The sequence below is a fragment of the Duganella sp. 3397 genome, from assembly GCF_031456625.1.
Classification (GTDB): Bacteria; Pseudomonadota; Gammaproteobacteria; order Burkholderiales; family Burkholderiaceae_D; genus Rugamonas; species Rugamonas phyllosphaerae.
On the sequence record NZ_JAVDVB010000002.1, the window covers coordinates 390,900 to 412,941 of the forward strand.

Below are 22,042 nucleotides of genomic sequence, written 5' to 3' on the forward strand. Positions count from 1 at the left end.
GTGGCCCGCCTGCTGGCGGCCTACTTCGCTGGGGCGGCCTTGGTGCGGATGGCTTGCAGTTCGTTGGTCAGCCAGACCTGGCTGGCCACGGGCTGCGCGTCACCGCACCGCACCTGGTAAGGCTTGCCCGACATGCTGCTCGAGCTTGCCCCCAGCTTGATGAACTCTTCAGTACCATCAAGTTTGTTCTTCTCCAACAGGTAATTCAACTTTTTCGCCAGGTGCGCCCTGGCGTCGGCGGAGCTATACCAGCTGCCGTTGCGGCTGAACTGGCAGCCGGAGGCGCCCAGGCGGTTGAGCAGGGTGTCGATCTCGGCGCGGGAGGTGGCGGGCAGCTCGGCGGACAATGCCGGCGACGCGGTAGTTGCCAGCGTCGAGAAGGCAAGGGCGAGGTAGAAGGCGAGGATATTTGTTGTGCGCATGGGGGGAATGATACTGCCTTTTTACGGGATAACTATCTTGCTTATATTATTTTAAAGGTAATATGATCGGATGACATCCATTGAAGAGGTAATCATATGGCATCACGATCGCGCAACACGGCAACCGAGGTTCAACGTTACGTCCTGTTACCTAAACGGGGTCTGTATTCCGAGGCGCTGCGGGAGCCGCTTGCATCCCCCCAAACTTTTTCCTCCATGATGTCAGCCAGGCTGGACCTGCAGGGTGTCGCCAGGGCGACTGCCAACCCGGAGGCGGCGGTCAAGATCGTACACTCGAGCGCGCAAAGCGGTCCGAAGCTTGTCGAACTGAGCGATGCCGCCGCAACCGCCTTAAAGGCCAGCAATGCCGGCGTCAGGCTGGTGCCGCTGGTGCGCTACGAGATCGCCCGCAGCCCCAGGTGGCAGATTCTGCGGCCCGCAGCTGCTCGCAGCAAGGCGGCTGCGGCAGCGGCGCTAGGCTTGAAGATCAAGGTGGTCGATACCGTGAGCGGCAAGCCGGTCAGGGGCGCAATGGTGGTGGCCTTCACGAATTTCGCCGGCCAGGAAGGCGCACAGGGCACCAGCAATGCGAAAGGCGAGGTCACCTTGCAATTTACCGGCGCCAGCAAGACGCTCGACTTGTTGCTGATCTATGGTCCGGCCGGTTACTGGGGGCTGTGCGAGCGTGCCCGGAAAATCAGGAATGGCGACAGCGTCGGTATTGCCCCCATCGACCTGGCGGTGCCGGACTTCCTCGCAACCGTCTACGGCGGACATCCTGCCGAAGCCGGCAACGGCGTGCGGGTGGGGGTGATCGATACCGGTGTCGATGGCAAGCATCCCGACCTGACAGTACTGGGTGGGGCCGCCTTTGTCGCCGATGAGAACGATGCCGGCGGCTGGGGACCGGCCAAGGAGCAAGGCGAGCACGGCACTCATGTGGCAGGCATCATCGCCTCCCGGGGGCAGCAGCCGGCCGGCAAACCTGGTGTGGCGCCCGGGGTGGCACTGTACAGTTACCGGGTTTTTCCCAACGCTGGCGGCGGCGCCACCAATTACGACATCTTGCGCGCGATAGAGCAGGGCGTCCAAGACCAGTGCGACCTGCTGAACCTGAGCCTGGGCGGCGCATCGCCCGATGAGGCCGTGCACGACGCCATCAAGGAGGCGTATGACAAGGGCACTTTGTGCATTGTCGCTGCCGGCAATGACGGCCGCCAGCCGGTATCCTATCCGGCCGCATGGACCGAGTCCGTCGCGGTATCAGCAGCTGGCAGGCAAGGTACTTTTCCCGCCAATTCTTCCGAAGCGCTGGACATAGCGCCGCCGGCGGCAGCCACGGATGAGATGCTTTTCATTGCGCAGTTTTCCAATGTCGGGCCGGAGATCGACCTGACCGGCCCCGGCGTTGGCATCGTCTCGACACTGCCCGGCGGCGGTTACGGTGTGATGAGCGGCACGTCAATGGCGTGCCCGGCTGCGGCGGGCGCCGCAGCCGCGTTGCTGGCCGCCCAGCCCAAGGTGCTCAAGATGAAACGCAACCGCGACCGGTCTACGGCCATGCTGGCCGTGATTAATGCTGCGGCAAAGTCGCAAGGGTTTCCCAAGGACCTGGAGGGACTGGGGGTGCTGCCTTGATCGAGCCAGTGATCGTGCTATATTGGGTGTATGAGCCAAGTTATCCTGCGACGCACCGCTGATGCCACCGTATCCACCGAGGAAGTGCTTTCCCTGGTGGGGGCGACTGTTCACGGGCGCGTCATTCATCACAGTGGCGACAATGTGCTGGTCGACGTGGCTGCCGGTGAGCTTGACACGCTCAGGCGTAAATTGACGGGCTGGGTCGTGTCGCCGCAGCAGGAACTGATCGACGTTCCAGACACACGGCGGCGCATCGTCTAGCTTGCGTGGTCCGGAGGTGACGCTGTTGGCGCCTGCGCCGCGTCCACCGCATCGTCCAGGTTCTTGACGGCGGTAATCATGCCAAGTGCGTTCCCGGTCGGAATGGTCGCAGCCAACCCGATCAGGGCGGTGACAATGCCGATCATCGCCTTCGCGTCAACGATGTGCTTGAGCGCTTCCTTGGCAGATTCGGTGGCACTGTCCAGTGATGCCAGGGCGATCTTGCCATCGTCGAGGGCGATGCCGACGGCCTGGGTGGTGAGGTCGGTCGCCAGATTGAACAGCGTCACTTCCAATGATTGCAGTTGGGCCCTGTCATTTTTTGGGATGGCATCCCATTCGGCCAACACGCGGTCGCCCACTGCCACCGCTGCCAGCCGAAACTGCCTGGCGAGTTGCAATGCCTGTTTTGCAGCCAAGATATTGTCGCTCATGGTGACCCCCGTTTAGTTTTATCCGGCTGCGCGCACGGCAATATATGCGGCGCGAATCTGCCTGGTCTGCTTTGCGAGTTGCGAAAGAACTTCCTGGTCCGATATCCGGTGACGGTGGTCGTACAGCGACTGATGCGCAGCGCCAATTTTCTGCAAGGTCTCGATGTACCGGGGAATGGCGCGAGCGCGGGCCGCGTAAGCAGGCTTGCCGAGCTCGAGATTTGCGTACGCCATTTGCGCAGCGACCGGTTCGCGCATAGTGCCGTCCTGGCCTTTTTCCTCGCCCATGCCGATCAGGGTCTGATGGTAGCTGACGAAGACCGCTTGCTCGGTGTTCAGGGACTCGGCGAAGCTTTCCATTATCACGGTCATGGAAGTAATCACTGTCTGCAGGGGCGCATTGGCATGCTCGATTACCTGCTTCAATTCCCGTTGTTGATAGGTGCTGGCGAGCGCACCGGTGAATGCCTTGCCGAGTGCTCTGACAGCTTCCGCTTTTTCTTCGGTGAGGTATCGGGCTTGTGCTGCCGCATCGACCATTGCGTCAAGTTCGGGATCAAAATTTGGCGCCTCGTCACCTGCCAGGTCGGCCAGCGCATTCATATAGGCAGAGACGGATCGGTGATAAATCGCCAGTTCAGCACTTTGCTTCTTGCGCTCTTCTGCAACCATGGTCAGATGATCGCGCTGTGCAGTATCTGCCCTGAACGTAAAGGCTTTTCTATACTCCGGGCTCTGCACGTAGTCATCGCTCAGCTTGGTGTAGCTGGCGCCATCGGCCGACATCCTGCCGAACTCCTGGATCGCACCGAGGTTGGCGCATCCGCTAAGGCTCAACGCGATCGCCAGCACAGCTGGCCGGGTAATTGAGTCGAACAATTTGTCCCCCGTGGTGTAGGCAACTGGCGAGCCAGAAACGCCTGGCCGACCATCCGATGACATTACTATTATTTAAATAATATGTGGAATAATTTTTGATGTATTTTTACCACTTACTTCATTACAGGCAACGCCTCGCCAGGGTTCGTTTTCCGAAAAACGCAGAACATGATGTCGCTCGGAAATGCCGATAACACGGGAATCGAACACAGGACGGCAAGATATTGCAGATACAACGACAATCCTGAAATATCGCCGGTGCAACGAATGCGCTCGAACAGGCCTTTCGCGCGCAGCGAAGGCAGCTGCCCGGAATAGACGCCAGCGAAGCCATGCCTGGCCACCAGCAGCCGCAGGTTGCGCGGATTGAAGTAATGGACGTGCGGGGAGGGCAGATCCTTCTGCCAAAGCCGGTTGAACGGGTTGTGCCACCCCAGCCTGGCGAAGATTGTCGATAAACGGTAGAAGAAGCCCCGGCTGTTGGGAAGATTGAGTACCAGCAGCCCATTCTCGCTCAAGCGCGCATGGCAGGCGTCGAGGGCCGCGGCTATATCGGGAATATGCTCGATGACGTCGTTGAACACGATGACATCGAATGATTCATCCGGCGCCAGCGCATCGGGAAAATAGCCGGGACGTACCGGCAGGCCGCGCGATGCGGTGCGGTTGCCAACCACCGCATCGGGCTCGATGCCCAAGACGTCGAAATATTCTTTGGCTGTCTCGAGAAACCATCCGTGCGCGCAACCCACGTCGAGCAGGCGCCTGGCCTGTGGCTGTGCATGTTTGCGCACCACGTGCAGGATGTCGCGAAAATTTTCCTGCCGCAGCGACTTCAAACCAACTTCACGTTCGAGTTCGTCGACCGCAGCGCCATCACGCTGGGCGTTGATCTTGACTGCGAGCGCTGCGCCTTCGTAGCCACAGGCGGTGCAGCAGGTATGCCAATCGGTCAAACCTTGTGATTGCGGGGTGCTGCAAACGACACATTGCATGATCATCCTGGCTGAAGTATTTTGGTTTGTTGCCAAGCTTAACTGATCAGCGATGTTTTGCAAATACCAACAGGTGGGCTGAATCCGGTGTCAGCAATACGCCGGCAACTAGCGAACCGGCAATTATTCACCCATTCTGCGTCTCCGAGCTTTTCAGCTCTTGTCGGGCGCGGCCGATTACTTCGCGCGCGGACGTGAGACCGAGCACAGCCATGATGGCAGCGACGGCGATATCGGGCCAGGCGGTGCCCGTGCCCAAAACACCGAGTGCAGCCAACATCACGGCGACATTGCCGATCATGTCGTTGCGCGTGCAGAGCCAGACTGAGCGCATGTTGGCGTCACCATCGCGGAAAGCGTAAAGACACCATGCGACCACGCCGTTCGCTGCGAACGCGAGCAGACCTATCGCCCCCATGGTTTGGGCAACCGGCGTATGTCCGCCCAGCCCCGTCCAGAGCACGCGAGCCAGTACCAGCAGGCCGAAAATTCCCATGACGACGCCCTTGGCGTAAGCCGCGCGGCTGCGCCACACGACGGCCAGGCCGAGGACAAACAGCGATACGCCGTAGTTGGCCGCATCACCGAGAAAATCCATGGAGTCGGCCAGCAGCGACGCCGAGTGTGCCTGCATGCTGGCAACCACTTCGACTACGAACATCGCCGCGTTGATCAGCAACGCAATCCACAGCACTTTGCGATAGCCCGGGTCCGGCGCACGCGCGGATCCGCAGGAACCTGAACAGCAATCAGCCATGACACTCTCCCCATACAAAAGTGCATTAGAATCCCTCTAGCTACTACAGGGTCAAGGGGCATGCGATGAATTTGAAAATAGGGGAGCTGGCGGCGCGAACCGGTTGTCTGCCGGAGACGGTTCGCTACTACGAACAGCGCGGCTTGCTCAGCGCCCCGGCGCGCTCAAGCGGCAACTATCGGTTGTACGGCCCTGTGCATGTGGACCGGCTTACCTTTATCCGGCGCTGTCGCAGCCTCGATATGTCGCTCGGCGAGATCCAGGCGCTGCTGGTGCTCCAGGAAGAACCGGAGCAGCCGTGCGGTGGCGTGAACGATCTGGTTGACCACCACATCGAGATTCTTCGCTGCAAAATGGCAGAGCTGCAAGCATTGCAGGACGAACTGATGCATTTGCGTTCCAGATGCCAAAGTACCGGCCGGGTACGCGAATGCGAAATATTACGTGACCTGATCTCGTAGGCGACGACCATTCAAAATGGCGATGACGGACCAGGGCAACAAGCAGGGCTCGTAGTGACGACGATTCAAAATGCCGATGACGGACCACGGCAAGATGCAGGGCAGCGTTCCAGACATCGCATTTGACATAATATAAATTATGCGAAGTTATGGCTCCAGTCCCGACCGCACCCCAACCGAGGCCAGTATCTCGTCATGCCGCTCATTATCGGTCTTGTGCAGATACGCCGCCGTGGTCGCAATGCTGGCGTGGCCAGCCGTCTCCTGCAGTGTCTTCAGTTGCACGCCGTTGTTGGCATGGTTGGTCAGCATGCTGTGGCGCAGCCAGTGTGCCGATGCCTGGCGCAGCGTGGCCGCCATGTCCACGTCGCCGAACGCATCCGCCGCGCCGGCCGCTGCGGCGAAGATTGCCTTGAGTGCGTCCGATGCGGCTTCGTCGGTGATGCGCACCAGCGCGTCGCCGCGGCTCGACAGGACCAGCGGCGTGGTGTCGGTGCGGACCGCGTGCGGCAGCAAGCCGAAGGCGGCGCGGTATTGGCGGTACGCGGACAGCATCTCGGGCGGCACCGGCAGTCGGCGCGGCTTGTTGCCTTTGCCGAGGACGTCCAGCCACCAGCGGCCGTTGCCCTCGGTGTAGAACGCGCCCATGTTGGCGCTGACGATTTCGTTGAGCCGTGCGCCGGTGTGGATGTAGGCCGTGAGCAGGAAACGATCGCGTTCGCGGCGGCGCATGGCGGCAGGCGTCGGTGCTTCGCGCGTGGCCACCGTGTGCAGCGCCAGCGCCAGTGCGTCGTGCGTCAGGTAGCGCGTGATGCGGCTGGCACTGGCCGTCTTGACGTGCTTGACCAGCGCCGCCGGATCGCGCCGCAAATAGCCGGTCTGGGTGGCGTACGCGAACAATCCCTTCACTGCGATCATCGCCTGGCGCCGGCTGGCGTCGGACAACGGGCCACTGAACGGCCGATAACGCTCGTCGCTGCGCGGCCACTTGGTGGTGGAAATCCACGATGCCGGCGGCGCCTTGATGAAATCCTTGTAGCCGTTCAGGTCGGCCACACTGAGCTGGCGCAGGGTCTTGCCCGCCTCTTCCCGGCACCAGGTCAGGAAGCGAAACAGCTCTTTCTGGGTGTTGGCGATCGATTTGGGGCCCAGTTCACCGTGGCTGATGAATTCGCGGGCAATTTCGCTGTCGGTCTGGGCGTCGGTGATGGCGTCCTCGGCGATGGTTCGCAGCGCGTCGCGGTCGCGCTGGCGCCGCTGGGCCGCGCCGTCACTGTGGGCGGGAAACGGATCGAGGTTGATGACGGCAAACTTCTTCTCTGGCGGAGGCTGCTGCATGGCGGATACCGGGCTAAAAGACTGTGTGAATGTACAGTCAATTATACAGTATTGCATACAGTAATATGAATCGACAATATAGGTAGTAATGTCGATTAGATTGGAGTGGAATACGGAACGCCATGGCAGGTTTTTCCTGATCATGGCGTGAACTCTTTAGTCGAGGTCGGCCTTGTCATGGCGCTCCGCCACCTGGTCGGCCGGATCGCCGAAGGCCCGGTTCACCCGGCGGCCGCGCTTGACCGCCGGACGCGCTGCGATCTCCTCGGCCCAGCGCCTGACGTGCTGGTACTCGTGCACCGACAGGAACTCGGCGGCGTTGTAGAGCTGCCCCAGCGCCATCGAGCCATACCACGGCCAGATCGCCATGTCGGCAATCGTGTACTCGTCTCCTGCCACGTAGCGATGCCGGGCCAGTTGACGGTCGAGCACGTCGAGTTGGCGCTTGGTTTCCATGGCGTAGCGGTTGATCGGGTACTCGAGTTTTTCCGGGGCGTATGCATAAAAGTGTCCGAACCCTCCTCCCATGAACGGCGCCGAACCCATTTGCCAGAACAGCCAGTTCAGGGTTTCGGTACGGGCACTGCCCTCCTTCGGCAGGAAGGCGCAGAACTTTTCGGCCAAATGCACCAGGATCGAGCCAGACTCGAATACGCGCTGCGGTTGTCCCCCGCTGCGGTCGACCAGCGCCGGAATCTTGGAGTTGGGATTGACGTCGACAAAGCCGCTGCCGAACTGGTCGCCTTCGTTGATGCGGATCAGCCAGGCGTCGTACTCGGCGCCGGTGTGCCCCGCCGCCAGCAATTCCTCGAGCATGATGGTCACTTTCACGCCGTTGGGCGTGCCCAGCGAGTACAGCTGCAACGGATGTTTGCCTACCGGCAGTTGCTTGTCATGCGTGGCGCCGGCTACCGGGCGGTTGATGCTGGCAAAAGTGCCGCCGGATGCGGTGGGTGCGGTCCAGACTGCGGGCGGGACGTAAGTGCTTGGTTCGGTCATTCAGATCTCCTTGGACGCGCGCAGGTGGTTGGTTGCGCGGATGGTCCATTCTAGCGGATGCATTGGGGCCGTGCTGATGGCCGGCCCTTTTATGGTTTCGTGCCCGTGAACACCGGTATAATGTCGCCCTTCACAGAAGGAATCCGCCATGTCTCTGCTAGCCCACCAGCTCGAACTGCTGTCGCCCGCCAAAACTGCCGAAATCGGCCGCGAAGCCATCCTCCACGGCGCCGACGCTGTCTACATCGGCGGTCCTGCTTTCGGCGCGCGCCATAACGCCAGCAATCCGATCGAGGATATCGCCGCGCTGGTGCAGTTCGCGCACCGCTACCATTCGCGCATTTTCGTCACGCTCAACACCATCCTGCATGACTCGGAGCTGGAAGGCGCGCGCAAGCAGATCTGGCAGTTGTACGAGGCAGGCGTCGATGCGCTGATCGTGCAGGACCTGGGACTGATGGAGATGGACCTGCCGCCGATCCAGCTGCACGCCAGCACCCAGTGCGACATCCGCACCAAGGAAAAGGCCAAGTTCCTCGGCGACGCTGGCTTCTCGCAGCTCGTGCTCGCGCGCGAACTGACCATCAACCAGATCCGCGAGATCCACGCCGCCACCGACACGCCGCTCGAATACTTCGTGCACGGCGCGCTGTGCGTGGCGTTTTCGGGCCAGTGCTATATCTCGCATGCTGATACGGGCCGCAGCGCCAATCGCGGCGACTGTTCGCAGGCGTGTCGCCTGCCGTACACGCTGTCGGACAACGCCGGCCGCGTGGTCGCCTACGACAAGCACCTGCTGTCGATGAAGGACAACGACCAAAGCCGCAACCTCGAGGCGCTGATCGATGCCGGCATCCGTTCGCTCAAGATCGAAGGCCGCTACAAGGACATGGGCTACGTGAAGAACATCACGGCCCACTACCGCCTGCTGCTCGATGAAATCCTCGAGCGCCGCACGGAGTTCAAGCGCGCCGGCAGCGGCACCACCAGCATCCACTTCACGCCCGACGTGGAGAAGAACTTCAATCGCGGCCATACCGATTACTTCGCCAACGGCCGCACCGACGAAATCGGCGCCTTCGACAGCCCGAAATACCTGGGCCTGGAACTGGGCACCGTCACCCGCGTGGCCACCGACCATTTCGACATGGTGTCCAATGCCCCGCTGGCCAACGGCGACGGCTTGAACTACATGAACAAGCGCGAGACCGTCGGCGTGCAGGCCAACGTCGCCAAGAAAATTGGCGACAGCAAGGACGGCGAAGTGTGGCGCGTGTTCCCCAACGAGGCCTTCCTCGCCCTGCCCGGCTTCAAACCCGGCATCGCGATTCACCGTAACCGCGACCACCAGTGGGAAGCGATCCTCAACAAGAAGTCGGCCGACCGTAAAGTATCGCTGCACGTCACCCTGTCCGAACTCGATCACGGCGCCGGCCTGCGCCTGTCGCTGCTCGACGAAGACGGCTGCCTCAGCGTGACCGACGCGCCGATGGCGCTGCAACCGGCGCAGCAGGCCGACCAGGCCGCAGCCGGCCTGCGCGCCAGCCTGTCCAAACTGGGCGCCACCATGTTTACCGCGTCCGACGTGGAACTCAATCTGTCGCAGCCGTGGTTCGTGCCGTCGGCCGCCATCAATGCGCTGCGCCGCGACGCAGTCGAAGCGCACGAAGCGGTGCGTCTGGCCGCCTGGGACCGACCGCTGCGCAAGGCCTCGGTCGAGCCGCCGCCGGTGTACCCGGAAACGCAGCTGAGCTACCTGGCCAACGTGTACAACGAAAAAGCGCGCGCGTTCTACCAGAAGCACGGCGTGCAGCTGATCGCCGCCGCCTACGAGGCGCACGAGGAAGCCGGCGAAGTGCCGCTGATGATCACCAAGCACTGCCTGCGGTTCTCGTTCAACCTGTGCCCCAAGCAGGCCAAGGGCGTGCAAGGCGTGCAGGGACAGGTAAAGGCCGAGCCGATGACGCTGGTGAGCGGCAAGGAGACCTACACCCTGCGCTTCGACTGCAAGCCGTGCGAAATGCACGTGGTGGGCGCGATGAAGACCAACATCCTGAAGTCGGCGCCACCGTCCAACGTGGCCTATACGCCGATCAAGTTCCACCGCCAGCGCCCCGGCTCCGCTTCCTAGTAGGCAGTGCGGGCGGGCACGCGCAGCGTGATCCGGGTGCCCGCGCCAGGCGCGCTGTCGATGTCGAGTGTGCCGCCCAGATTTCGGGCGCGCTCGCGCATGCCGACCATGCCCCAGTGTCCGGGGCGGTGGCCTGTGGCAGCGACGGTTTCGTCGAGTCCGCGCCCATCGTCTTCCACGCAAAGCACCAGGCCGGCCGCCGCATACTCCAGCGCCAGTGTGATCTTGCCTGCCTCGGCGTAGCGCGAGGCATTGAACAGCGCTTCGCGGGCAATCGCGTACACCTCGTCCTGCACGCCTGGCTGCAGCCGATGCGGCGCGCCGCGCACCCTCATCTCGAACTGGTGGGCGCGGTGCCCGGTCAGCCCCTTGCCGAACTGCTCGAGCGCCAGGCCCAGCTCCTCGGGCGACGCCGCAGCCCGCAAATCCATGATCTGGTCGCGCCCTTCCACCAGCAGCAGCTCGGCCAGGTTGAGCGTCTGATCGAGCCGCATGCGCTCCTGCGTACCTTCCTTCAAGAGCCGGCTATGGGCGTCGAACGACAGCAGCAGCGACTGCACGCTTTGCAGCAGGGTGTCGTGCAGTGCCCGCGCGATGCGGGTGCGCTCGGCCAGTCGCTCGTGCAGGCGTTCGTGCATGCGCCGCGTCAGGCTGCGGATGCGCAGCGCGTAGGCGATGTACAGCAGCAGCGCCGCCAATCCTGCCAGCAGCAGCTTGAACCACCCGGTTTGCACGAAGGTCGGCGCGATGCCGATATCGAGTGCGGCGCCGGTGGTGTTCCACAGGTTGTCTTCGTTGGAAGCGATCACCTCGAAACGGTATTTGCCGGGAGCGAGGTTGGTGTAGTACGCGGCGCGCCGGCCCACCGGCTCCTGCCAGTCGCGGTCCAGTCCCACCAGCCGGTAGCACATGCGCACCCGCTCCGGGATCGACAGGCTCAGTGCAGTGAAGTCGATCTGCATGGTGCGGGTTCCCTGCGGCAGCGCCAGTGTTGGTGAGCCGGTTTCGCGAAGCTCATGGCGTGTGCCTTCCGCCACCACGGCGACGATCCGCACCGGCGGCGGCAGGCGGTTGCGCAGGATGTTGGCCGGGTCGATGGTGCCGACCGAACTGACGGTGGCGTACCACAGCTTGCCGTCCCGGGCGCGCAGCAGCGACGGCACCGGGCGCAGTTGCGGCGCGTGGCCCTGCATGCCGTCGCGGGCGTCGAAGCGCTCGAACGCCACCAGCGTTTGCGGATTGCTCAACCACGCATCCAGGCTGGCCCCGGCGATGCGGTACAACCCTTCGGCGCCATGCAGCCACAGGTCGCCGTCGGCCATGCGCACGATGCCGGAGACGCCGCGAAACCGCTCGCCGCGCTCACCTTGCAGTGGTACGAAGCGGCTCGATGGACGTCCGTCGCGATACAGCGCCACGCCGTTTTCGCCCCCCACCCACATGCGCTGTCCATCCGGGTGCAGTGCCAGCACGGTGCCCAACTCCAGCCCCTGCTCGGCGCCCGGAGTGCGCACATCACCTTCCGCCATCCGCACCACGCTGATCTGGCTGCGCAAATGCCCCAGCCACAGGTCACCTGCCGCATCGAGCGCCATGGTGGTGGTGAGCAGTTCCGACATGCCGCGCAAGCCGCCCGATTTCACCCAGCGGCCGTGCTCGAGACGATACACGCCCTTGCCGGCCGAGAACGATGCCCACAGCGCGCCGTGGCGGTCCTGCTGCAAGGCGTGCACGCGCAGGCCTTGCACTTCGTCGGGGAAACCGAACGTGGTGACGGTGCCGTCGAGCGCGCGGCGTTTGACGCCGGCGGTCCCGCCCAGCCACAGTACGCCGTCCGGCGCGGTATGGGCAGCAGTAATCTGGCCCGCCACTTCGCGCCAGCGCGGGCCGTCCGCATCGTAGCGCCACACGTCGCCCGAATAATCGCCCACCCACACGTCGCCCTCGGGGCCGGCCAGCAGCGCCGGAAACTGCAGGCGCACCTTTCCCGGCATGGTAGACAGTCGATTCGGTCGCAGCCGGTCGATGCCTTGCGACGTGCCGATCCACAGGTTGCCCTCGCGGTCCTGGAAGCTGGCAGTGAGCATCGGCCCGCTGATACCGTTCAATGGCGACAGGCGCTGATCTGCTGCGCCGGCGCCGCCGGCATCACCGTCACCAGCGTTGCCAATGCGGCGTTCCAGCGCATCCGCGTGCAGCACCCACTGCGTGCCTTGCCGGTCGTAGCGCAGGGATTTGCCGTCCAGGTCGGGTTTGATCGGCTTGCCGGCAGGCGGCGCCGTGCGCCGCACCTGGTAGTAGCGATGCTCGAAATCCTGGGCCCAGATGGCGCCGTCGGGCGCCTCCGCCAGCGCCACCCTGCCCTCGCGCGGCCAGGAGGGCCGAAAGCGCGTTTCGCCGCGGGGCCGGAAGTACGCGCCGGCATTGGTGCCGATCCAGGTAGTGCCATCGCGTGCGAACAGGACCTGGAACACGCCCAGCGCGGGCAGCCCGGCATCGGGCGGCAGGTACGCGAAGCGCTGTGCGCCCGGCGCCAGCACCGCCACGCCGTCGCGCATCGCCGCCCAGACCGCGCCGTCGGGCGCCACTTCGATATGCATCACACCCACTGGTTGCAGGCCGCCGTTCTCGGCGTACGTGTGTGCGCCATCCTGGCGAAATACCGAGACGGCGCCCACGCGGTCGCCCACCCACAATGCGCCGTCGGGCGCAGTGGTCAGCGCCATGATGTTGCTGGTGGCAAGCGCATGGCCATGGACGTGGGACACGCGCTCGAAATGCACGCCGTCGAAGCGAAACAGGCCGGTGGGCGTGGCGATCCACAGCCAGCCATCGGCGCCCTGGGCAAACTTGGTGGCGCCGGTAGGCGCGCCATCGACGGCCGTCCATGCCGTGTGCGTATATTCGGACAGCAGCGGCCTGGGGGCGGCCGCCCACGAACAGCCGGGCGCCACGACCAGCAGTACACACAACAATGCTTTAGGGAGGGACACGCTCATGCAGTGGAAGGCCGTAACTGGAGGTGGGAACCGGATCGGATGGTGCAGAATATAGCGGATAAACCGCCTCTCCGGACAGGCAATTTCAGCATCCTCCTGGCGCAGCCGCCCGCATGGCGCCCCGCGAGATCTACCAAAAGACATAATTTTAGCCGAGCCTAATGGTAAGCATATGCTATGATAAATATTTCCACACGGCACTAATCTCGTGCCATCCAACCCGGGGGCCACCTTGAGAATACCATCCTGTCTGAATACCCGCCTCGTGCCGCTCGGCGCGGCGCTGCTGCTTGCCGCCTGCGGCGGCGGTGGCGAAGCGCCGGCCGGTTCCGAGGGGCGCGTGGCGCTGGCTTCCTCCCTGCGGCTGGGTGGCGTGGAAACTGCGCTCACGCCGGTCGCGGCCACGGCCAGCTCCAGCGAACGCGGCGACCTGGCGGCGGCTGCCGCCGTCGATCGCAATAGTCAGAGCCGCTGGAGCAGCGGCGCTTCCGACGACCAGCATCTCACGCTCGATTTCGGCCAGGTGGAAACCATCACCCGCGTGCGCATCGACTGGGAAAACGCCCACGCCACGCGCTACGCGCTGGAAGTGTCGCTCGATAACCGCAGCTGGACCACGGTCAAGATCGTGGACGACAGCCAGGGCGGCACCGAGGACATCACCGGCTTCTCTGCCGAGGGCCGCTACCTGCGCATGCAGGGCCTGGCGCGCTCAACCCAGTACGGCTACTCGATCTTCGAAATCCAGGCATATACCGGCACGCCGGCTGTCCCGGCGCCTGCGCCCGACCCGGCGCCAGCCCCCAACGATCCGAGCCAGCCCGGCGTCGTCATCAAGCCGGTCGCCGCCACCTCGTCGCCGGTGGAAAACCCGGCCATGTCGGCCGCCCAGGCGGTCGATGGCAAAACCACCAGCCGCTGGTCCAGCACCGCCGTCGATGGCGCCTGGATCCAGTTCGACTTCGGCGCCAGGACCGCTGTCGGGTACATGAAACTGCAGTGGGAAGGCGCGTACGCAAAACAGTATGCGCTGCAAGTGTCCGACGATGGCGAGCACTGGTCGCAACTGCGTCATGTCACCAACGGCCAGGGCGGTGCGGAGGAATTCTTCAACCTGGGCGCCTACGCCCGCTACCTGCGCGTGCAGGGCGTGGCGCGCGCCACCCAGTATGGCTACTCGCTGTTCGAGGTCGAATTCAAGTCTCCCGGCAGCGACAACAGCCTGCCCACGGCCACCACCTCGCCACAGCCCTTCCCTGCCAGCGGTGCCGGCTGGGCGCCGCTGCCCTCGGCCGCCGAGCCGTTGGAGACGCTGCAGTTCACGCTGGCCGACGGCACCCTGGTCACGCGCTTCGGCGCACGTGGGCTGGCGCGCCACGGCCGCGAACGCGGCGAGGACTGGAACGAAATCGGCTACGGTCCCAACGAGACCGTGGACCCGGCCACCGGCCTGGCGGTCGATAAAGGCCCCGGCAATTACCTCACCTTCGTGCCGCAGTATTTCAAGAACCGCACCTGGGGCGTGGAGGTCATCGACAACAGCCGCGTGGCCGGCGTGACGAAACCCACGCTGATCGTCAACCAGTACACCACCGTCGATTTCCTGCCCGGCGGCGTGGCGTTCTTCCGCGGCTTCGATCGCCCCGGCGTGACCGGCTACGGCTGGATGGCCCCCGGCGAACTGGTGGACCGCGAGGTCACGATCTGCAAGCCGACACCCTACCCGGCCAACGGCAAGCTCACGAACGCCAACGGCATCAACGGCGCCTGCACCTTGCAGGTGAAGGACTACCCGGGCCACGCCGGCCTCAATGCGGACGGCCTGCCCAACGGCCAGTACGTGCCGGCCCGCGCGCTGGCTGCGGGCGACGCCATTGAAGTGTCGCCGTCGATGTTTTCCACCGCCGCCGCCATGGGCGCCATCGGCGACAACGGCGGCGTGCGCTACTACTCGTCCGAATGGATTTATGTGGTGGGCGCAGGGTTGCGGCCCTGGTACGGCGTGCAGCCGCGCCTGAACTCGGTGCCGCTGCCGGCGGCTACGCTGGCCGGCGGCCTCGGTTCGGTTTCGTACAACTACAGCGACAACGGCCTGTTCATGTTCCAGCAGCCGCACAACCATATCGGTATGCAGAATATGCAGCGCTTCGTGGAAGGACGGCGCCTGGTGCACACCAGCTTTACCACCGGCGACCATAATGAGCCGGGTAACGACCGCTACGCGCCGGCCGTGGGCCTGCAGGGAGCGCGTTTCAACCAGTCGGCGTGTATTGCCTGCCACGTCAACAACGGCCGCAGCCCGGCGCCCGCCGCCATCAACCAGCGCCTTGACGCCATGTCGGTGCGGGTAGCCAGCGTGGACGCGAGCGGCGCTCAGTCGCCGCATCCGCAATACGGTTCTGCGGTGCAGATGAATGGCGTGTCCGGTTCCGGTGCGCGCCAGAACTGGGGCAGCGGCGTGCGCGTGGCGGGCTTCGAAACGCGCCAGGTGAAGCTGGCCGATGGTGCCGTGGTCGAGCTGCGCAAGCCTACGGTGGCCTTCGACAGCGCCACGCCGGCCGTGGTATCGCTGCGCGCCGCCCAGCCGATGCTGGGCACCGGCCTGCTCGAGGCAATCCCGGAGGCGCAAATCCTGGCGCGCGTGCGCTCGGCGCCGGACAGCGACGGCGTGCGCGGCGTGGCCAACTTCGTGTTCGATCCCGAGTCCGGCGCCGTGCGCCTGGGGCGTTTCGGCTGGAAAGCGTCGAAGGCCAGCCTGCGCCATCAAACGGCCGCCGCGCTGCTGGCCGACATGGCGGTCACATCCCCGGTCTACCGCAGCCGGGCGTGCCACACCGATCCCGCCGGCTGCAAGGGTGCCGCCGCGCAACCAGGCATCAGCGAGGCCGACCTGCAACTGATCACGCAATACCTGGCGCTGGTAGCGGTGCCGGCCCAACGCAGTATTGCCAGCGGTTTCCCGCAAGGCGTCGCGCCGCTTGACGAACACCGCGTGGATGCGGCCCAGGTGGCCGCCGGCGCCAGGCTGTTCGACGGCATGCGCTGCGTGGCTTGCCACACCGCGCAAATGACCACCGGCGGCGGCCACCTGCTGGCCGAACTGCGCAACCAGACCATCGCGCCGTACTCCGACCTGCTGCTGCACGACATGGGCGCCGGCCTGGCCGACAACCTGGTAGAAGGCCAGGCCGGAGGCAGCATGTGGCGCACCGCGCCGCTGTGGGGGATCGGCTACACCGACAAGGTGATGGGCGGAGCCGGCAACGTCGGCTACCTGCACGACGGCCGTGCGCGCAACCTGACCGAAGCCATCCTGTGGCACGACGGCGAGGCGGCGCGGGCGCGCCAGCGCTTCGAGCAGCTGTCCCGCACCGACCGCGAGGCCGTGCTGGCCTTCCTGAAGTCGCTATAGTCGCTATAGTCGCTATAGTCGCTATAGTTGCCATAGTCGCTATAGTTGCCATAGTCGCTATAACGGCCACGCCCGATCCGGCGCTTGTGCGCGCAGCCGCACAGTGCCGGGTCGCCTTCCGCAGTATGGTGCTCCTAAAAACTGGAGGAGCACATCATGATCATCTGGATAATCCTGGCCCTGCTGATCGGCATACCGGCCATTGTCCTCGGGGTGCCGGCGCTGCGCCGCAGCCTGGTGACCCCGCACATCTTCGCGCTGTTCAAGCGCATCCTCCCCGCCATGTCCGACACCGAGCGCGACGCGCTGGAAGCGGGCACCACCTGGTGGGACGCCGACCTGTTCTCGGGCCGGCCAGACTGGAACAGGCTGATGAAGCTGCCCAAGCCCACTCTTACCGCCGAGGAGCAGTCGTTCCTCGACGTCGAAGTGCGGCACCTGTGCGAACTGGTGGACGACTGGGAATCGACCCAAGTCTGGCAAGGCATCCCCGCGCCAGCCTGGCAGTACGCGCGCGACAAGGGTTTTCTCGGCATGATCATCCCGAAGGAGTACGGCGGCAAAGCCTTCTCCGCTTACATGCACTCGCAGGTGGTGATGCAGCTGTCCACCCGGTCGTCGGCGCTGGCGGTGCAGGTCATGGTACCCAACTCGCTGGGCCCAGCGGAACTGCTGCTCCACTACGGCACCGAAGACCAGAAAAACTACTATTTGCCACGCCTGGCCGCCGGCCAGGAAATACCGTGCTTTGCGCTCACCAGCCCCTACGCCGGTTCCGACGCCGCCGCCATTCCCGACACCGGCGTGGTCTGCATGGGCACCCACGAAGGCCGCGAGGTGCTGGGCCTGCGCATCACCTGGAACAAGCGTTATATCACGCTGGGTCCGATCGCCACCCTGCTCGGGCTGGCGTTCCGCGTGGTCGATCCCGATGGCTTGCTGCCTGCCGGAGCGGACACCGGCATCACCTGCGCCCTGATCCCCACCACCCACCAGGGCGTGGTGATCGGCCGACGCCACTTGCCGCTGGGCGCCGTGTTCCAGAATGGCCCCACCAGTGGCAAGGACGTGTTCATCCCGATGGACTGGATCATCGGCGGGCCGCAGCAGATCGGCAAGGGCTGGCGCATGCTGATGGAATGCCTGGCCGCCGGCCGGGCGATCTCGCTGCCATCGACCAGCGTGGGCACCGCCAAGCTGGCCGTGCGCGGCACCAGCGCCTATTGCGCCATCCGGCGCCAGTTCAAAACGCCGATCGGCAAGTTCGAGGGCGTGCAGGAAGCGCTGGCGCGCATGGGCGGCAACCTGTACATGATGGACGCCACCCGCAAACTCTCGGCGCTGGCCGTGGACCTCGGCGAAAAACCGGCGGTCATATCGGCGATCGCCAAGTACCACGTGACCGAGCGCGGACGCGCAGTGGTCAACGATGGCATGGACATCCTGGGCGGCAAAGGCATCTGCATGGGGCCCAGTAACTTCCTGGGCCGCGCCTACCAGCAAATCCCGATCGCCATCACGGTAGAAGGCGCCAACATCCTCACCCGCTGCCTGATCATCTTCGGCCAGGGTGCGATTCGCGCCCATCCCTACGTGCTGCGCGAAATGCACGCCACCGCCGACCAGGACCAGCGCCGCGCCGAACTGGAATTCGACGACGCCTTCTTCGGCCATGTGCGCTTCGTGTGCGCCAACGCCGCGCGCGGCCTTTGGTACGCACTAACCGGCGCCAGTTCCGCGCCCGTGCCCGAGCAGGCCGATCCCGGGATGGCCGGCTACTACCGCGCCGTGGGCCGCATGTCCACCGCCTTTGCGCTGCTGACCGACACCTCGATGTTCGTGCTGGGCGGAGAGCTCAAACGCCGCGAGCGTATTTCAGCGCGCCTGGGCGATGCGCTGTCGATGCTGTACCTGGTCAGCGCCACCCTCAAGCGTTTTGAAGACGACGGCCGCCAGGCCGACGACGCGCCGTACGTGCACTGGTCGGTGCAGGACGCGCTGCACAAGGCGCAGCTGGCGCTGACCGGGGTGCTCGACAACTTCCCCAACCGCTTCATTGCCGGCGCCGTGCGCGTGCTGCTGTTCCCGTTCGGGATGCCGTACGCCGAGCCGAGCGACGAACTTGGCGGTGCAGTGGCGCGCGCCATGCAGACCGCTGGCGCGAGCCGCGAACGGCTGCTGGCCGATGGCTACCTGGCCGACGACCTGCGCGATCCGGTGGCCTGCGGCGAGCTGGCTTTTGCGCTGCTGCCGCAGGTGGACGCCATCGAGCACCGCCTGAAACCGGCCGTGCGCGCCGGCCAGCTCGACGCCATGCCGCAAACGCTGCCGCTGCTGGACCAGTGGAGCGCGCACGCGGTGTCGCTGAACCTGCTCACGGCCGAGGAACGCCGCACGCTGGCCGACTTCGCGCGCTTCACCGACCTGTCGGTACACGTGGACGACTTCTCGCCTGATCTCAATGCGGCCCAGGACGCCGAACAGCGCCGCCGCATGACGGCGCCGGCCATCGTGCTGGAAGTCTGAACCTCGGCTGTTAATCCAGGTGAACGCCATCTACTCACGAAAGTGATTAGATGGCGTCAAGCGTTGACACCCGCAACCAGACTATCGATACTCCAACGACCATGGCGTGCTTTGCCGGGCTTACCTAATGGGGTACAGTCTAGGCGTTCTACTCCTCTCGCCCCCAAACATCGTATCGAAGGACTGGTAAATACATGAAACTACGTCAGCAGCTGTTGGTTCCCGCAATCCTGTTCTCCGCCATGGCCGGCGCCGGCATCGTCAACGCCGCCGAACGCCTGACCGTCACCGTCACCCATACGCTGGACCAGGCCCGCCCGTCCGAGACCATCACCATTCCCTGGACCGAAGTCAATCGCGCCCTGCCCGGCGCGCTGCTGCAGAAGATCGCCGTCAAGGATGCCTCGGGCAAGGTGCTGCCGTACCAGGTCACCAACGTGGCGCCCCAGGCCAAGGATCCGAAGAACGAAGGCGTCGCTTACGGCGAGCTGATTTTCCAGCATAACTTCGCGCCGGGCGAAAAGAAGGCCACCTTCACGGTCGAGAAAATCGACACGCTGGCGCCTGTCTTCCCGAGCAAGGTCTCGGCCCGCTACATCCAGGAACGCCTCGACGATTTCGCCTGGGAGAACGACAAGGTTGCACACCGAACCTACGGTCCCGCACTGTCGGCCCCAGCGCCCGAAGGCAGCGGCAAGGAAGTGCTGGTCACGAGCGGCATGGACATCTGGTTCAAGCGCGTGCCGTACCCGATCGTCGACCGCTGGTACAACAAGGGCCATGACCACTACCACCACGACGAAGGTGAAGGCATGGACATGTACAACGTCGGCAAGTCGCGCGGCGCAGGCGGCGCCGGCATCTGGGACGGCAAGACCCTGTACACGGGCGTCAACTACGCGAACTGGAAAGTGATCGCCAATGGCCCGATCCGCGCCATCTTCGAGCTGTCGTACGATGCCTGGGATGCCGGCGGCGCCAAGGTGTCGGAGGTGAAGCGCTTCACCGTCGATGCCGGTCACTACTTCGACCAGATCGACAGCACCTTCAGCTTCACCGGTGCGCAGCAACTCACCGCCGCGATCGGCCTGAACAAAACTCCGGCCGACAAGGGCCAGGATGCCAAGGTCGAACCGATCACGCAACCGGCCGACCGCGCGCTGCTGCAGTGGGTGGAGCAGAAGTCGAACGGCGCTTTCGGCACCGCCATCATCGTGCCGACCGCTGGCGAGAAGGACTACGCCGAAGACAAGCTCAATGCGCTGATCACCGCGAAAATCGTCTCCGGCCAACCGCTGCGCTACTACGTGGGCGCCGGCTGGACCCGTGGCGGCGACTTTGCCAAGCGCGAAGACTGGACCAAATACGTGTCGGCACAGGCTGCGCGTGTGCGGGCGCCGATCACCGTCGCGCTGGCCGCCACCAAGTAATCATGCAACCACACCGACAGGGCGCCGCTGCCCTGCCGGTGGCGCGCCGGTTGTCGTCGGCGCTGCTGCTGGCAGGCTTTTCTACATTCGCCATCTTCGTGCCGGGCATGGCGCAATCGGCTGAAGCCTGGCACTTCACCTTCGGCGCGGCCAAACCCGGGTACACCACGGTGGATGCCGGCATGGCCTATGACGCCAAGCGAGGCTTCGGCTTCGAGCCCGGCGCCGAAGTGCGCACTGTCGGCTACCTGGCAGCAAGCAAGCCGTTCTATTTTACCGCCGACCTCCCCGAGGGCAACTACAACGTCACCGTCAAGTTGGGCGCCAGGGATACCGCCTCCAACACCACCATCAAGTCCGAATTGCGGCGCCTGATGCTGGAGAACGTGAGCACGGCCGCCGGCGTCACCGACACCCGCACCTTTACCGTCAACGTGCGCACGCCGCGCATCAGGGCGGTGCCGGGCGTGGCGGCCGGCGTGGTGGATCTCAAGGTGCCGCGCGAGACCGTATCCGAAGCGCGCACGTGGGACCGGCGCCTGACGCTCGAGATCAACGGCAGCCACCCGGTCATCGAATCGATCGACATCGCGCCCGTCACCGCGCCGACGATTTTTTTGCTGGGCGACTCCACCGTGTCCGACCAGCCGGGCGAACCATACAACAGCTGGGGCCAGATGCTGCCGCGCTTTTTCAAGCCGGGCATCGCCGTGGCCAACCTGGCGCAATCGGGCGAAACCTACCGCGACTCGCTGTCGCGCCGGCGCCTCGATAAAATCCTCAGCATGATGCGTCCCGGCGACACGGTCATGATGCAGTTCGGTCACAACGACCAGAAGCAGATCAAGGACAACAAGGGTGGGCCGTTTACCACCTACAAGGACGAGATACGCCAGCACGTGGAGGCGATCCGCCGGCATGGCGGCATCCCGGTCATCATCTCGTCGATGGAACGGCGCCGTTTCGACAACGCCGGCAAGCCGCAGGAAACGCTGACCGACTACGCCGCCGCCGCACGCCAGTCGGCCGAGGAACTGGGCGCCGCCTTTATCGACCTGCACGCCATGAGTTTGCCGCTGTACGCGGCGCTGGGCGTGGAAGGCTCGAAGCTGGCCTTTGCCGAACCGGAACCGGGCAAGCTCGATAACACCCACCACAACGCCTACGGCAGCTACGAGCTGGCGCAGGCGGTGGTGACAGGCCTGCGCCAGGCCGGCGTGCCGGCGGCGCAATGGATCGCGGACGGCTACGGCAATTTCGATTCGGCGCACCCGGACCCGGTGGCAAAATTCGCCGTGCCGGCCAGTCCCACTTTTTCCAATGAACGTCCGCTGGGCGACGAGGGTAACAAGTAATC

16 protein-coding genes are annotated in these 22,042 nt (G+C 64.4%); 8 read left to right on the top strand and 8 right to left on the bottom strand.

Going from position 1 to position 22,042, the window contains the following annotated elements; translation table 11 throughout:
• Nucleotides 1-20: 20 nt before the first annotated feature.
• Nucleotides 21-422, bottom strand: coding sequence for a DUF5329 family protein (locus tag J2X54_RS06370; RefSeq protein ID WP_310179200.1), 402 nt, complete (start codon nt 420-422; stop codon nt 21-23).
• Between the two features lie 216 nt (nt 423-638).
• Here J2X54_RS06370 and J2X54_RS06375 point away from each other — a divergent pair, with 216 nt between their 5' ends.
• Together J2X54_RS06375 and J2X54_RS06380 are read left to right on the top strand one after the other, a co-directional pair.
• The gene (locus J2X54_RS06375; RefSeq protein WP_310179203.1) at nt 639-2,060 is read left to right on the top strand and encodes a S8 family serine peptidase; all 1,422 of its coding nucleotides are present in this window, start codon (nt 639-641) and stop codon (nt 2,058-2,060) included.
• 30 nt (nt 2,061-2,090) lie between these two features.
• A complete protein-coding gene (locus J2X54_RS06380) occupies nt 2,091-2,324 on the top strand; it encodes a hypothetical protein (protein WP_310179205.1) in 234 nt (77 codons plus the stop codon).
• Here the strand turns inward: J2X54_RS06380 and J2X54_RS06385 are convergent.
• The 4 genes from J2X54_RS06385 to J2X54_RS06400 form a co-directional block, all read right to left on the bottom strand.
• Nucleotides 2,321-2,758, bottom strand: a complete 438-nt coding sequence (locus J2X54_RS06385; RefSeq protein ID WP_310179208.1) for a hypothetical protein — start codon at nt 2,756-2,758, stop codon at nt 2,321-2,323. The genes J2X54_RS06380 and J2X54_RS06385 overlap by 4 nt on opposite strands.
• 18 nt (nt 2,759-2,776) lie before the next feature.
• Nucleotides 2,777-3,637: a hypothetical protein gene (locus J2X54_RS06390; protein ID WP_310179210.1), complete on the bottom strand. Its 861-nt coding sequence runs from the start codon at nt 3,635-3,637 to the stop codon at nt 2,777-2,779.
• A 113-nt stretch (nt 3,638-3,750) separates the two neighbouring features.
• Entirely contained in the window at nt 3,751-4,632 is an 882-nt protein-coding gene (locus tag J2X54_RS06395) for a class I SAM-dependent methyltransferase (protein WP_310179213.1), read from the bottom strand.
• A gap of 127 nt (nt 4,633-4,759) precedes the next feature.
• Nucleotides 4,760-5,389, bottom strand: a complete 630-nt coding sequence (locus tag J2X54_RS06400) for a cation transporter (protein WP_310179215.1) — start codon at nt 5,387-5,389, stop codon at nt 4,760-4,762.
• Between the two features lie 65 nt (nt 5,390-5,454).
• Between J2X54_RS06400 and cadR the strand changes: the two genes are divergently transcribed.
• Nucleotides 5,455-5,850, top strand: a complete 396-nt coding sequence (cadR, locus tag J2X54_RS06405) for a Cd(II)/Pb(II)-responsive transcriptional regulator (RefSeq protein WP_310179217.1) — start codon at nt 5,455-5,457, stop codon at nt 5,848-5,850.
• Between the two features lie 147 nt (nt 5,851-5,997).
• On the opposite strand, the gene J2X54_RS06410 is transcribed toward cadR, so the two are convergent.
• Nucleotides 5,998-7,188 (bottom strand): tyrosine-type recombinase/integrase, encoded by a 1,191-nt coding sequence (locus tag J2X54_RS06410; protein WP_310179220.1) that lies wholly within the window; start codon nt 7,186-7,188, stop codon nt 5,998-6,000.
• 156 nt (nt 7,189-7,344) lie between these two features.
• Nucleotides 7,345-8,187 carry a glutathione-dependent disulfide-bond oxidoreductase gene (gene yghU, locus J2X54_RS06415; protein WP_310179222.1) on the bottom strand — a complete coding sequence of 281 codons (843 nt, stop codon included), beginning with the start codon at nt 8,185-8,187 and terminating at the stop codon, nt 7,345-7,347.
• Between the two features lie 148 nt (nt 8,188-8,335).
• Here yghU and J2X54_RS06420 point away from each other — a divergent pair, with 148 nt between their 5' ends.
• On the top strand, nt 8,336-10,318 hold the full coding sequence (locus tag J2X54_RS06420) for a U32 family peptidase (protein WP_310179224.1): 1,983 nt from the start codon (nt 8,336-8,338) through the stop codon (nt 10,316-10,318).
• On the opposite strand, the gene J2X54_RS06425 is transcribed toward J2X54_RS06420, so the two are convergent.
• The gene (locus J2X54_RS06425) at nt 10,315-13,317 is read right to left on the bottom strand and encodes a two-component regulator propeller domain-containing protein (protein WP_310179227.1); all 3,003 of its coding nucleotides are present in this window, start codon (nt 13,315-13,317) and stop codon (nt 10,315-10,317) included. The two genes, J2X54_RS06420 and J2X54_RS06425, sit on opposite strands and share 4 nt — an antisense overlap.
• Nucleotides 13,318-13,549: 232 nt before the next feature.
• On the opposite strand from J2X54_RS06425, the gene J2X54_RS06430 reads away from it, so the two are divergent.
• The 4 genes from J2X54_RS06430 (at nt 13,550) to J2X54_RS06445 (ending at nt 22,040) form a co-directional block, all read left to right on the top strand.
• Entirely contained in the window at nt 13,550-16,729 is a 3,180-nt protein-coding gene (locus tag J2X54_RS06430) for a di-heme oxidoredictase family protein (protein ID WP_310179229.1), read from the top strand.
• 156 nt (nt 16,730-16,885) lie between these two features.
• Entirely contained in the window at nt 16,886-19,255 is a 2,370-nt protein-coding gene (locus J2X54_RS06435; protein WP_310179231.1) for an acyl-CoA dehydrogenase, read from the top strand.
• Between the two features lie 194 nt (nt 19,256-19,449).
• On the top strand, nt 19,450-20,685 hold the full coding sequence (locus J2X54_RS06440) for a DUF4861 domain-containing protein (RefSeq protein ID WP_310179233.1): 1,236 nt from the start codon (nt 19,450-19,452) through the stop codon (nt 20,683-20,685).
• Between the two features lie 2 nt (nt 20,686-20,687).
• The gene (locus J2X54_RS06445; protein ID WP_310179235.1) at nt 20,688-22,040 is read left to right on the top strand and encodes a rhamnogalacturonan acetylesterase; all 1,353 of its coding nucleotides are present in this window, start codon (nt 20,688-20,690) and stop codon (nt 22,038-22,040) included.
• The last annotated feature ends 2 nt before the right edge of the window (nt 22,041-22,042 follow it).